The organism is Paenibacillus sp. NPDC093718 (genome assembly GCF_050279985.1).
GTDB lineage: Bacteria > Bacillota > Bacilli > Paenibacillales > Paenibacillaceae > Paenibacillus_AQ.
Map to the genome: position 1 here is coordinate 882,492 of NZ_JBNNUS010000001.1, position 12,917 is coordinate 895,408.

Here is a 12,917-nt window from a genome sequence, read left to right on the forward strand (position 1 = left end):
CCCTAACGTAAATTACGATTGGCCTCAGCGGCCGGAACAGCCGTCTTCTGGTCCCCCGTATTACTGTTATCCCTTCCGGCATTCCGATTGTGTAAACCGGATGATGGATTCCCGGCTTCCTGCGATTCGGTTTTCCCCGATGTACCTCGATTACTGCTTGAATGAGATGCGGACAAGGCTTCCGCTTGGAGCGATTTGAAAGGCATACGGATGACAGCGTCTTTTTGATTCCGCAATCGGAAAGGGCTGATCGGCGATAAATAGGGAACTCCGAACGAACGGAGACTATTCATATGGGCAACAAGGATGATTAATCCCAGTGTCAGCCCGTAAAATCCGAACATGCCGGCCAGTATCATAAAAGCAAACCGTATTAAGCGTCCGGCGATAGATAGGTTATAGGCTGGTATGGCAAAGCTTGCAATACCGGTTAAAGCTACGACAATGACCATGGCTGGCGTAATCAGGCCAGCTTCAACGACTGCCTGTCCCAGGATCAAAGCACCAACAACCGAGACGGTCTGCCCGATGGCTCTGGGCATCCTCACCCCGGCCTCACGCAGAATCTCAAATACGATTTCCATCAGCATCGCTTCGACAAAGGCGGGAAACGGTACCCCTTCCCGTTGAGCAACCAAACTGATCAGCAATAAGGTCGGCACCATTTCGTAATGAAAGGTGGTGAGGGCTATATAAACCGACGGGCCCAAGATCAGAATAATAAAGCTGAGATAGCGGACAATCCGCATCACAATCGCAATATCAAATCGCTGTGCATAATCTTCGGGTGATTGGAAGAAGTGAACAAATACCGTTGGAAGGACCAGGACGAAGGGGGTACCATCAACCAGGACGATGATCCTGCCTTCCAGCAATTTACTGGCGGCATCGTCAGGACGCTCCGTATTATAGATCGTGGGAAAAGGGGTTACCGTTTTATCCTGAATAAATTCTTCGATATAAGCCGATTCCAGAATCCCTTCAATCTCGACATCATTCAGCCGTTCTTTAATCTCCTTTACGATCCCGGGATCTGCTTTTCCTTTGACATACATAAGAGCCACGTGGGTATGGGTTACGGATCCGATTTTCATGGTCTCCAGCCAGAGATCGGGGGATTTCAGCCTCCGACGGATCAGGGATATGTTGGTAGCGATGGACTCCACGAAGCTATCCTTGGGCCCGCGAACAACAAGCTGGGAGGTCGGCTCGGTAACGGATCTCCATTCTCCGCCCTGTGTACCCGCTACGATGGCTTTCTCAGCACCTTCCAGCAGGATGACCGTATCCCCTGACAATATGGCCAGCATAATGTCGTTCCATTCGGTCATTATTTTGGATTCGCCCATCGACAGCCCATCCTTCATGATGTTGTCCAGGAAGACATCGGGCCCCTCACCCTTATATAAATCAGGGGATAAACGCAGGAGAGAATCCATTACGAAATTGTTGACCATCTCAGGATCGCTGAGTCCGTTCAAATATACAATGGCACAGTTCTCCTCAGGCTCACCGCCCAGCTTCAAACGCCGGGTGACAATATCCGGGCTGTCTCCGGACTCGGTCCGTATGCGATCGAGCAGCTCTTGTATATGGCCGGAAATCACGGATGACCCTGACTTCGAGGACACCGCCTGTTCCTCTGATTTCTTCGCGGGAATCGGGCGACGGTTTCGAGATCGGTAGCGTATCATGTCGGTACCCCCATCCTTCAAAGCTCAAGTTTACTCCATTATTTGCTTTACATTCCTATTTCATGCGGAGATCGGAAAGAGGGATTGGGACGCTGTAAGAAGAATTGTCTAAGCATGAAGATTACATTGTGTGGGGAGGTTTATATTTGAAACGATACGTGCTGCCATTGATCATCCTGATCATGAGTCTGCTTTATATTTTCTTCATTCCTTCCGAGCCCTTGCTCGTGAAACTCCTGTTCAAGCTCATTCCGATGTGGCTCATCATCCTGTTTGCCTATCGGCAATTCCCGCCCCATGCCTCTAAAGTTCACTATCTTCTGTTATCGGGACTGTTCTTCTGCATGATCGGTGACGGCACGCTCATCTGGTTTGTCGTGGGCCTTACCGCTTTTCTGATCGGTCATCTGTTCTATACGGCTGGCTTTCTGGGGCAATGGCGATATTCGCTTCCCCGCCTCCTCAGCATCATACCGATTGCGGCCTATTCATAAAAAAGCCGAGCCCGGGTCTACCCGGGCTCAGCCCTGTACAGCATGTTGGGTCCGATCATAATACCTGACCATGTAACATTTTTGCTCATCAAACCATATAAGAAGCCTTTAGTCCCGCCAGTTCATGCGAACCTGCTTAATGCCCTCTACCTGCCACAACTGCTCGAATAGTCCGTTAATTCCCTTGCTGTTAAAAGAATACACCCGGAATTCCATCGTCACCTTGGTCGAATCGTCTTCCGCCGTGTCATTATTCACGATCATGCCTTCCACCGTCATATTGGCCTTTTGCAGCAATTCGGTAATGGTACTCACATGAACCGGACGTTCTCCGGCCTCAATGATGATCTTCAAGCTGCCTGACTTTTTGATAAAAAGAAATTTCGATTCCAATTTATTCAACACCAGCGTGCTGACCAGAACGATCGCTGTCGTTATGATCGCCGGCCAGTAAAAACCGGAGCCGACACTTAAACCGATAGCAGCCGCCACCCAAAGAGTTGCCGCCGTGGTAAGACCTGAAATGATATGATTGGAACGCCGCAATATAGCCCCGGCACCAAGGAAACCGATACCGCTTACAACTTGTGCCGCCAGCCGGGCAGGATCAAACCTCGCATTGGGATGATTAATCAGTGCAGAATCAAAACCGTAAATGGAAGTCAGCATAATCAGCGTGGATCCGACAGCCACCAAGAGATGGGTTTTTAAACCGGCCTGCTTATTTCTGCGTTCCCGCTCCCAACCGATTAAACCGCCAAGCAATGCAGCGAACAGCAGCCGCATCAGCATGGTTTCCGTATCCAGTTGAAACACATCCATTCCCTAATCTCCACCCATCTTTGTCATGTAAGGCGGCTCTTCGCTATACCATATGTTCATCCTGCCAGCGCCATAGCTCTTTGCTGGAGGTGGATATGCCAATTACACCGCTCTTCAAAGCCGTATCAAAATCCTCCAAATCGATCATGAGTCCTCCAGCGATGACGGGCACGTCCACTTCTGCACGAATCCGTTCCATGATCCGCTGACACACCATGCCCGGCAGCACTTCAATGGCATCCGGATTGGAGGCCTTTATCATCTTGATCCCGTTGTCCAGAGAAACGGAATCGAATACAAACAGACGCTGGACCGTCAACAAGCCCAGTTTCTTTGCTTCTACAATCGCCGTGTTTTTTGTCGTGACAATACCGTCAATGCCAACCTTTTCAGCTAAATACTTAACCCCCGTTTTGTCTTTACCGATCCCTTCGATCAGATCAAAATGCACAAACGAGAGCTTACCCGCCTCCCGAATCTGCTCAACGATCGATTCAATGATAAAAATATCGGTTTTGAGAATAAACACGATATTCGATTCGGTCGCCAGCACAGCAGGGAGTTCATCGGCATTCATTAATGAAGTAATAATGGGCTTACGCTTCAAGCAATACGAAATTCGCTGTGCACCTTCAACACTGGTTTTCATCTCTTCACCTCGTTGCCGCCGCAACATCTCCAATTCTCCCGTTGCCCCGGCATATTTTTGTAACAACTCATGACTTTGCTTTGTCTGCCTGCTTCACGGCAGTACCGCTGAGATAAATATCGTAGACCGAATTCAACACATAGGTGGGCTTCACGCTGCTGTCCATCAGATCGTCCCTGCTCGATACGCCGGTCAGCACCATCGCCGTGCTCATCCCTGCCTGATTTCCCATCTTGATATCCGTCTCCAGCCGATCCCCTGACATGAGACAATCTTCGGCCTTCACTCCCAAAATATCAAGAGCGGTCAAAGCCGTCAAGACGGAGGGCTTGCCCATGACGGTCGTGATTGTAATGCCGGCGGTGCCTTCAATGGCACCGATCATGCCGCCGCAATCCGGGACATCGCCGCCAGGCATCGGACATGTTCGATCCGGGTGGGTGGCAATCACATCAGCGCCCCGTTTAATCGCCTGATATGCAAAATCCAGATGGCGGTAGTGAAAATCCCGGTCCCACGACACAACCACAACGTCGGTTTCCTCCGGCGATGAGGCGAATCGTATACCATTGTCCAGCAGCTCATTCTTCAATATATCCTCGCCAATGACATACACGTTTGCTCCCGGATGATGCTTCTGAAGATAATGAATCGTAACGAGCGCAGGGTTCAATATATTGTTCAGCTCAACTTGGATGCCAAGCTTCCTTAATTTCTTCAAATAGTTTTCCCTGGAATCTATCGTTTTGTTGGTCAAAAACAATAGTTTCTTACCCAGTCCCTGCAAATAATGAATGGTCTCCACCGCACCATCAATGGCCTCAGCCCCAAGATAAATCGTACCGTCCAAATCAAAAATATACCCTGAATAATGATCCATATTTCGTTCTCCTCTGCATGTTCAATCTGTAATTTCGCCCGTAAACGTAAATTGGACATGTTCTGACCAGATCAGTTCTGTTATGGACCCACAGTCCCCATCCGTAAAGTATACATATGACGGTGTCATGCCCTTTAGTCCTCGGACAAGCGGTTCCATGCGGATACAAAAAAATGAGAAGCACTTTGCATTGAAAAAGCCTTCATCCATGACAAATGAAAGTTCTCGTTATGCAAAGGGCTTCTCATCATCTCTGCCCAGCTCTATAACTTTATATGGTTATACTACATCCACATTTTACATTTGACAAGATGATCCTGATAAATAAGATTCCTATCGATTCATCGCTGACACGGCGGAGGAATGCTCGGTTTCCTGGTCGGAGCGCGATCCTGTGACGTCTTCCCGATCCGGCGGATCCGTAAACCGTTCCATCCTGCTGCCTTCCGCCACACCCCAAGCCAATTGCAATTGATCCTGCAGCAGCTCCCATTGCCTGTCGACTTCCTCTTGATTCCACTCTAAATATTCACGCATCAGCCTCATGACGGGGGCAATGGTCCGCTCGGTTTTTTGCCGGTCGAATAATAACCAGCCCGTTCTTCTTAACAGAAAATCGACTGCAGTCATCGTCATCTCATATTCGATGGAATACTCGATTTCCGCACGTAACAATCGAAGCTCGGTCGTTTCCGCCTCCTGCGAAGAGGCAGCGACCCGGTTCATCAGCTCCAACGTATTGGAGCCGTACCTGTTCATGAGGCTCAGAATGTCTTTGGGTCTGATACCAAGGAATTCACCCTGCTTGATCAACTTCTTCTGAACCTCCTCATAGGTAAGGCCGTTCAGGTCGCCCCCGCTGATGGGAACCCGATCCGTCGTACAAGGAGGATAGATGGTGCCGTCGGCGTCTTGAAGCTGTCTGGCTGCAAGGTTCACTACCTTTTCGGCCATTTTCCGAAATCCGGTCAGCTTTCCGCCTGCAATGGTGATCAACCCGGAATCGGATATAAACATCTCATCTTTTCTCGATATTTCCGAAGGGCCTTTTCCTTCCTCACGGACGAGTGGCCGCAGCCCCGACCATCCGGATTCGATATCTTCCGGTCCCAGCCTTGATTCAGGGAAAGCGTGATTCACCGCATCGATCAGATATCGCCGATCCTCCTCGGTAATGCCGGGCGTCTCAATCGCCCCCTCATAAACAGTATCAGTCGTTCCGATGTAGGTCTTGCCCTCTCTTGGAATGACAAAAATCATTCTGCCACCCGGCACATCGAAATAAGCAGCTTGCCGTATGGGAAGCTTGGCATGATCCACCACCAGGTGAACGCCTTTGGTTAAGAGCAGGCGCTTTCCCTTGAGCGAATTATCCTTGAGCCTAACCTGATCCACCCATGGCCCGGCGGCATTAATAATTTTTTTGGCGCATATCGTATAGATCTTGCCGTTCACTTGGTCTTCTACGTGAGCCCCTACTACTTTTCCTCCTCGATACATGAATTCCTGGACTTTGGCGTAATTCGCGATGAGCGCTCCCTTGGTCCTTGCAGACTTCATCACTTCCACCGTTAATCGTGCATCATCGGTTCGGTATTCATAATAATAACCGGAACCTTTCAATCCCTCCTTTCGAAAGAGCGGTTCAAGGGTCAGGGTACTCTCGCGCCGAAACATCTTACGCCGTTCACTGCGTTTGACCCCTGCCAGCCAGTCGTACAGATACAATCCGATCGCGCTGGCAAGATAACCATAAGTGCCTTTTTTATAAATAGGGAGCAGCATGGGAATGGGCTCCACCAGATGCGGAGCGCTCCGATGAAGCAGTGCCCGTTCAGAACCCACCTCACGTACCAAGCCGATCTCTCCTTGCTTCAGATACCGAAGACCGCCATGAATCAGCTTCGTTGATCGGCAACTCGTTCCTGAAGCAAAATCATTCATTTCCACCAATCCGACGCTCATCCCTCTGCAGCTGGCGTCCCAAGCAATTCCCGCACCCGTGATACCGCCGCCAATCACCAGCACATCCAGCTTTTTTGCCGACATGTCCTGCAAATATTGGGTCCGCATCTTGGCGGATAAGCTTGTGTCCACCTGACATTCTCCTCTCCGAATTTAAAATAAAGAACCTATTCCATCATAAGAAAAACGTCTACCGACGTACTTTATCTGAAGACAGACCGCATGTAGCGGAAGTTTTTCTTGCGAGATAAGGATGCTAAGCCTCGTATGTTTATACTTTCTTATCTCTTCAAAAAAAGAACCGCTTCTGCTAGGAATGCATACCAAATACAGTACGCATTTAAGCAAAAGGGTTCTCCGTTATCTCCGCCACTTTATGCAATAAATATGATTATTCATTATAGGTTGCTTTTATACTTATGTCTACATGGAGCCCATTCAGAACCTTTAAAGCCGATTCTCACTTTTTCCGTAAAGCCGATGGAGCCATGCTTTTATATTTCTTGAAGGTTCGACTGAAATAATAAATATCATTAAACCCGGTCGCAGCCGCGATTTCGGATACGGTAAGCGGACTTTCGCGAAGGAGATAATCCGCCCGGTTAAGCCTCGTCTCATTCACATACTCCGTCACGGTCCGGCCGCTGATCTCCTTGAACAGACGGCTGAAATGAAAGCGGCTGAGACCCGCCATGCCGGATAGGAGCTCAACTGATAAATCCTCCCGGTAATGCTCCTCGATATACTTGAATATCGGGGCAAACCGCTCCACATTCTTCATTCGCTCGACGTACTCATCCAGGGTAAGAACCGTCGCTACATAACCTCGTACAAGCAGCGTAAGCAGCCGATACAGCTCTGATTTGACGGCCAGCTCATAACCGAACTCCCGCTGTTCCAGCTCATGAATGATAGACAGCATGGAGGCTAGCGCATCATCCCCGCTAATTCGGTTCTCGAAGATCAGCCGATTCTGGGTGATGGGCGTAATGAATTTCATCTCGGTTGCATCCAACGAATGGCTCTGAAGCAGCGAGAAGTCCGCGATTAACGCATAATAAAACAAATGATCCGACAGGCTGAGGCCGTAATGCAGCTCATTCCGGTTAATGACGATCATATCGCCTTCCTTGACCGTGAAGGTGGACGAGCCGCACTCCAGACTCGCTTCCCCTGATACAATGTATAGAATTTCAAGATGTTCATGCCAATGGTGGTTAAACAAAACCTGTCCTCGGCCATCAAACTCGCAACGATGAACCTTAATCGGAAACTGAGGATCCGGCATCGTCATCGGTTCTCGCAGTGTTTTGTCCAATGTTCTGGTCTCCTTCCAGTAAGACAGCACAATTGTACAAACAAACAGCACGGTTTATCATGGTGTCTTCCTCTAAAAGCATTATAATACGAAAGTGTAATGCAGTAAATTCAGAGGAGTGAACTCATGAAATCTATTAATGTTGGCGTCATTGGCACGGGATCGATCTCTGCTATGCATTTGCAATCTTATCAGAAACATGCGAACGCGAATTTGCTCGCCGTGTGCGATTTAAATGAAGAAAGAGCACAGCGTGCAGCTGAAAAATACGGTGCTACCAAAGTCTACACCGATTACAACGAACTTCTGGCTGATCCGGAAATCGATGCAGTAAGCATCTGTACCTGGAACAATACGCATGCCGAAATCAGCATTGCGGCACTGTATGCGGGCAAACACGTCCTGGTTGAGAAACCTCTCTGCCGTACCGTGGAGGAAGCGCTTCAAGTGCAGGAAGCCGTTAAATCCTCCGGCAAGATGCTCCAAGTCGGTTTCGTAAGACGCTATGACCCTAACGCTCAGATGCTCCGCGAGTTTGCAGACAAGGGCGAATTCGGGGAGATCTACTTTGCGAAGGCTTCCTCCATTCGCCGCCTTGGCAATCCAGGCGGCTGGTTCTCCGACATCGAACGTTCCGGCGGCGGGCCGCTCATCGATATCGGCGTGCACGTCATCGATCTGTGCTGGTACATGATGGGTCGTCCAAAACCGGTTTCCGTCAGCGCCAATACATACCGAAAGCTGGGCAATCGCTCTAATGTTCGCAACCTCTCGTTCTACAAAGCGGCTGACTATGACGCGGAGAAGAACACGGTTGAGGATATGGCGAATGCGATGATCCGTTTTGAGAACGGCGCTTCTTTGCTGGTGGACGTCAGCTTCACGCTGCACTCGAAGGAGAATCTGCAATCCGTTAAATTGTATGGAGACAAGGGCGGATTCGAGATTGACCCTGAGGTTTCCATCGTAACCGAGAAGCACGATACCATCATCAACATCCAGCCGCAAACCGACAACAAGGGATTCGACTTCGATGCTGCTTTCCAAAGCGAAGTCAATCACTTCATTTCCTGTATCGAGAACGGCACAACACCGCTCAGCCCGGTGGAAGACGGCGTTGAGATCATGAAGATTCTGTGCGGCATCTATGAATCCGCTGAGAAAGGGGCTGAAGTTCTCCTATGAAACTCGGAGTAAGCTCGTACAGCCTGTACCAGGCCATGAACAAAGGCGAAATGACCATTACCGACGTCATCGATTACGTTGCGGAGATCGGCGGAGAGCATATCGAGATCGTTCCGCTCGGCTTTAACCTCAAGGAAACGCCGGAGTTGATTGATACAATTAAATCCCATGCCGCTTCCAAAGGGCTTGAGATCTCCAACTATGCCATTGGCGCCAATTTTGCGGAATTGGAAGATGCTGCATATGAAGCGGAGATTGAAAGAGTTAAAGGCGAAGTGGACATTGCGGCCGCGCTTGGCGTTACGCTGATGCGCCACGATGTAGGCTCCTCCAAGGACTTGTCCATCACGCATTTCCTGGAGGAACTTCCCCGCCTGGCCAATGCATGCCGTATCATAGCGGATTACGCGGCAGAACGCGGCATTACAACAAGCGTGGAGAACCACGGGTATTTCATTCAACATAGCGATCGTGTAAAAGCGCTGGTTCAGACCGTTAATCACCCTAACTTCAAAACAACCCTGGACATTGGAAACTTCCTCTGTGCAGATGAGGTGTCGACTGTGGCTGTCAAGAACAACATCGGCTTGGCATCGATGGTTCACTTCAAGGACTTCTATTATCGTCCGGCTCACCGCGCACCAGGATCCGGTTGGTTTAACACCTCCAGCGGCAACTGGCTGCGTGGCGCGATTGTCGGCCAAGGCGATATCGATATGCCGGAAGTCGTTCGCATCGTGAAGGAATCCGGTTATGACGGCTACATCTCGATTGAATTCGAAGGGATGGAAGATTGCCGTACGGGAGCTAAGTTTGGATTGGAATATCTCCGTAAAACCTGGAATGAGGTTTAAGTTATACGGACGATGGAAGACACAAGGATGATATAAGGGGGATATTAAGATGTCGAAGCCTATCATGCCTAACAAAATTGGCGTTATTGTTGACAGCTTTCGGGTTGGAGTAAGAGATGGCCTTCTTAAAGCCCGGGAAGTCGGAGCAGACGGCGTACAGATCTATGCCGTTCATGGCGAAATGGATCCGGCCAACCTCTCTGCTTCAGCACGAAAAGAATTGAAGGATTACATCGATTCACTGGGACTTGAAATCTCCGCCCTCGTGGGTGACCTTGGCGGACACGGCTTCCAGGACCCTGCTGAGAATGCGGCTAAAATCGAGAAATCCAAACGAATCATGGAGCTCGGCTTGGAGCTGGGAACCAATATCATCACCACGCATATCGGTATCGTGCCGCAAGATCATAACGGCCGCGTATATGAAACGATGCACAAAGCTTGCCTGGAGCTTAGCACATTCGCGAAGTCCATGGACGCATTCTTTGCCATCGAGACAGGTCCGGAGCCTTCGGCTCATTTGAAATCATTCCTGGATGGTCTGGGTTCCAACGGTGTGTCCGTTAACTTTGATCCAGCCAATATGGTCATGGTCACTGGAGACGATCCGGTACAAGGTGTGTACAACCTGAAGGATTATATCGTTCATACCCACGCGAAGGACGGAATCAAGCTGGCTGACTATATCGACCCTCGTGATGTATACGGAGATTTCGGATACGAGGCACCCGCCCTTGACCATGACAAAATTGCCGATATGGCGGAATCGGGCGAGAAGTTCCGTGAAGTGCCGCTTGGCGAAGGCGGCGTGAACTGGAATGCTTACCTGCAAGCGCTCAAGGATATCGGCTATACCGGGTATCTGACCATCGAACGTGAAGTGAAAGCCAATCCGGAAGCGGATATCAAGCTTGCCGTGGACTTCTTGAAATCATTCAGAGCTTAACATGTACACGATTCATTCAGAGTTCTTGCTGCAGGATGTCAATGCTACTGCTTGAATAGGATGCAGTAAACTCATGAACTAAACAAGGCCAATCAGGGAATAACCTGATTGGCCTTGTTTTATATTGTCCTACCTAGTAAATAAAATTAAGATACCACCTGTTTCCCTGATACCGTCTCCAGGGCGCCGTTCGCTCTTGCGGAACGAATCTCGGCTTCAATAATTTCCAGCGACCCGGCAGCGCTCTCAGGCGTACATACCGTTACCGGCTCTCCTTGCGCAACATGCTCAATGAAATAACGGAGTTCACGATAATAGCCGGAATCATCGGACAGCTCAGCCGTAAAGCCTGGCGCGTCTTCAGGGTACACCTTCAGTTCATTGTTCTCAAACACCAGCGTAGCCTCTTCCAAATTCACACGGTAACCCATATAAAAACCGTGTTCGCCGTGCAGCGTCCAATCCGCATGCGCGTTAATCACTTTGCCATCCGGGAAACTGTAGTGGGTGGATACGATATCGTAAGAGCTTCCTTTAATGATCGTTTTGGCGAATGTGGACACCCGCTCCGGTTTGCCCATAAGCCAATGGATCATATCCACGTCATGCACATGCATGTCCGTGATACAGCCGCCGCTCTTGTCTCCTTCCAGGAACCAGCCTTGAGGCGGCTCCGATCCCCGGAAGAATTCGCCTGCAACGATGCTTCCATAACGACCGTCCTCTAAGCATTCTTTTAAATATTCATAAGCTGGCCAGAAACGGAGGCATTGTCCGATCATGAGCGTTTTTCCTGTGCGCTCCGCTGTTTTTACCATGCGCCAGGCTTCCTCTGAGCTGCCTGCGACAGGTTTCTCACACATGACGTGAATACCGCGCTCCAACAGCATGCAGGACATGTCCGCATGCAAATAAGTCGGCAGGCATACATCCACAATATCCAGCTCTTCATGCTCCAGCATTTTGTCCACATGGTCATACAGGTGATAGGGCTCCAGGTCGTATACATCACGCTCGGTCGCCATATTGCCGTTGGCTTTGCTGTCCTTAAGCTCATCGATGCGCAAATCGCAAATCGCCACCAGCTGGATGTCCGCGCCCTCTTCAGCTAGTCGAACATAATTGTCGAAATGCATGCGCCCCATAAAACCAAATCCCAATATTCCGATTTTCAGCATCCTTATTCCCTCCGTTATCTCTTGTTATGATTGGCCTTGATGCTGGCGTGCATCCGGCTTGCGCAATGATGGCGTACGTCCAAGAATCGCATCCATTGCATTGGATGTATTAAATATGATCTGCTCCGAGTAGTGGGTATACGCCGGGATCATCTCTGCCGTAACATAGTTGTCATAGCCGATCACACGCAGCGCTTCAACAACGGCCGGATAATTAACGTCCCCTGCCAACAGGTCGACAAAACCGTGCAAACCGCCTGCCTGTCTGCGGTAATCTTTGAAATGGACTTTTTTGATCCGCTCACCCAAAATCCGAATCCAGTGCTCCGGATAACCGTTATGCACAACATTGCCTACGTCGAAATAAGAGCCGACATATTCGGAACCGATCTCGTCGATGAAGGTCCGCAATTCCAGCGGCGACAGCAGGAATTTATTCCATACATTCTCGATCGCGATGGCAACGCCGGCGCTTTCCGCGTAAGGAACCAGCTTACGAATGGATTCTTGAGCCCGCTCGTAGGCATATTCGTAATCGATGACGGCTGAACCAGGAACAAAATCGACTCCGACCGCCCCCGGGATCACAAGGATGGCATCCACTCCGAAAGCGGACGCGAGCTCCAGCTGCTTCTTGCAAATATCCATGGCCTTCTCACGGACAGCCGGATCATTACTGGTCATCGGATATTCCCAATACAAACCTGTCGCCAAACCCGCGATATCCAGGTCGGCTTCTTTCAACTGTTCCGTTATGGCCTGTACCTCTTTATCGCCAGCCTGAAGGCCGAGCTCTCCTGTTTGGTTTAATGACAATTCGATTCCTTCAAACCCGGCTTCCTTTGCCAATCGGATGCAGTCGGAGATGGAAGCATCTCCCGAGAACGACCAGATATTAATCCCTTTCTTCATCGTGAATCCCTCCTAGAATC

The 12,917-nt window shown here is 49.7% G+C and carries 12 protein-coding genes; 4 read left to right on the forward strand and 8 right to left on the reverse strand.

Annotated elements, in window-relative coordinates:
* Nucleotides 1–2: 2 nt before the first annotated feature.
* On the reverse strand, nucleotides 3–1,694 hold the full coding sequence (locus tag ACQKPA_RS04480) for a spore germination protein (RefSeq protein ID WP_427489711.1): 1,692 nt from the start codon (nucleotides 1,692–1,694) through the stop codon (nucleotides 3–5).
* A gap of 146 nt (nucleotides 1,695–1,840) precedes the next feature.
* Between ACQKPA_RS04480 and ACQKPA_RS04485 the strand changes: the two genes are divergently transcribed.
* The gene (locus ACQKPA_RS04485; RefSeq protein ID WP_427489714.1) at nucleotides 1,841–2,188 is read left to right on the forward strand and encodes a lysoplasmalogenase family protein; all 348 of its coding nucleotides are present in this window, start codon (nucleotides 1,841–1,843) and stop codon (nucleotides 2,186–2,188) included.
* Nucleotides 2,189–2,296: 108 nt separating this feature from the next.
* On the opposite strand, the gene ACQKPA_RS04490 is transcribed toward ACQKPA_RS04485, so the two are convergent.
* From ACQKPA_RS04490 to ACQKPA_RS04510, 5 genes are all read right to left on the reverse strand, one after another.
* On the reverse strand, nucleotides 2,297–3,010 hold the full coding sequence (locus tag ACQKPA_RS04490; RefSeq protein WP_427489716.1) for an MgtC/SapB family protein: 714 nt from the start codon (nucleotides 3,008–3,010) through the stop codon (nucleotides 2,297–2,299).
* A gap of 43 nt (nucleotides 3,011–3,053) precedes the next feature.
* The gene (locus tag ACQKPA_RS04495) at nucleotides 3,054–3,659 is read right to left on the reverse strand and encodes a glycerol-3-phosphate responsive antiterminator (RefSeq protein ID WP_071223375.1); all 606 of its coding nucleotides are present in this window, start codon (nucleotides 3,657–3,659) and stop codon (nucleotides 3,054–3,056) included.
* Between the two features lie 67 nt (nucleotides 3,660–3,726).
* A complete protein-coding gene (locus ACQKPA_RS04500; RefSeq protein ID WP_427489718.1) occupies nucleotides 3,727–4,539 on the reverse strand; it encodes an HAD-IIA family hydrolase in 813 nt (270 codons plus the stop codon).
* Between the two features lie 333 nt (nucleotides 4,540–4,872).
* Complete coding sequence (locus ACQKPA_RS04505; protein WP_427489720.1) at nucleotides 4,873–6,636, reverse strand: glycerol-3-phosphate dehydrogenase/oxidase; 1,764 nt, start codon at nucleotides 6,634–6,636, stop codon at nucleotides 4,873–4,875.
* Between the two features lie 328 nt (nucleotides 6,637–6,964).
* Nucleotides 6,965–7,822, reverse strand: coding sequence for an AraC family transcriptional regulator (locus tag ACQKPA_RS04510; RefSeq protein ID WP_127591598.1), 858 nt, complete (start codon nucleotides 7,820–7,822; stop codon nucleotides 6,965–6,967).
* A gap of 126 nt (nucleotides 7,823–7,948) precedes the next feature.
* On the opposite strand from ACQKPA_RS04510, the gene ACQKPA_RS04515 reads away from it, so the two are divergent.
* Genes ACQKPA_RS04515 through ACQKPA_RS04525 form a run of 3 tightly spaced genes read left to right on the forward strand, consistent with a single transcriptional unit; the run spans nucleotide 7,949 to nucleotide 10,807 of the window.
* The gene (locus ACQKPA_RS04515) at nucleotides 7,949–9,007 is read left to right on the forward strand and encodes a Gfo/Idh/MocA family protein (protein WP_427489722.1); all 1,059 of its coding nucleotides are present in this window, start codon (nucleotides 7,949–7,951) and stop codon (nucleotides 9,005–9,007) included.
* Entirely contained in the window at nucleotides 9,004–9,861 is an 858-nt protein-coding gene (locus ACQKPA_RS04520) for a sugar phosphate isomerase/epimerase family protein (RefSeq protein ID WP_427489724.1), read from the forward strand. The genes ACQKPA_RS04515 and ACQKPA_RS04520 overlap by 4 nt, the downstream gene beginning before the upstream one ends.
* 49 nt (nucleotides 9,862–9,910) lie before the next feature.
* Nucleotides 9,911–10,807 carry a sugar phosphate isomerase/epimerase family protein gene (locus ACQKPA_RS04525; RefSeq protein WP_427489726.1) on the forward strand — a complete coding sequence of 299 codons (897 nt, stop codon included), beginning with the start codon at nucleotides 9,911–9,913 and terminating at the stop codon, nucleotides 10,805–10,807.
* 146 nt (nucleotides 10,808–10,953) lie between these two features.
* Here the strand turns inward: ACQKPA_RS04525 and ACQKPA_RS04530 are convergent, their stop codons facing one another.
* Together ACQKPA_RS04530 and ACQKPA_RS04535 are read right to left on the reverse strand one after the other, a co-directional pair.
* A complete protein-coding gene (locus tag ACQKPA_RS04530; protein ID WP_427489728.1) occupies nucleotides 10,954–11,985 on the reverse strand; it encodes a Gfo/Idh/MocA family protein in 1,032 nt (343 codons plus the stop codon).
* A gap of 24 nt (nucleotides 11,986–12,009) precedes the next feature.
* Nucleotides 12,010–12,897: a sugar phosphate isomerase/epimerase family protein gene (locus ACQKPA_RS04535; RefSeq protein ID WP_427489730.1), complete on the reverse strand. Its 888-nt coding sequence runs from the start codon at nucleotides 12,895–12,897 to the stop codon at nucleotides 12,010–12,012.
* Nucleotides 12,898–12,917: the final 20 nt, after the last annotated feature.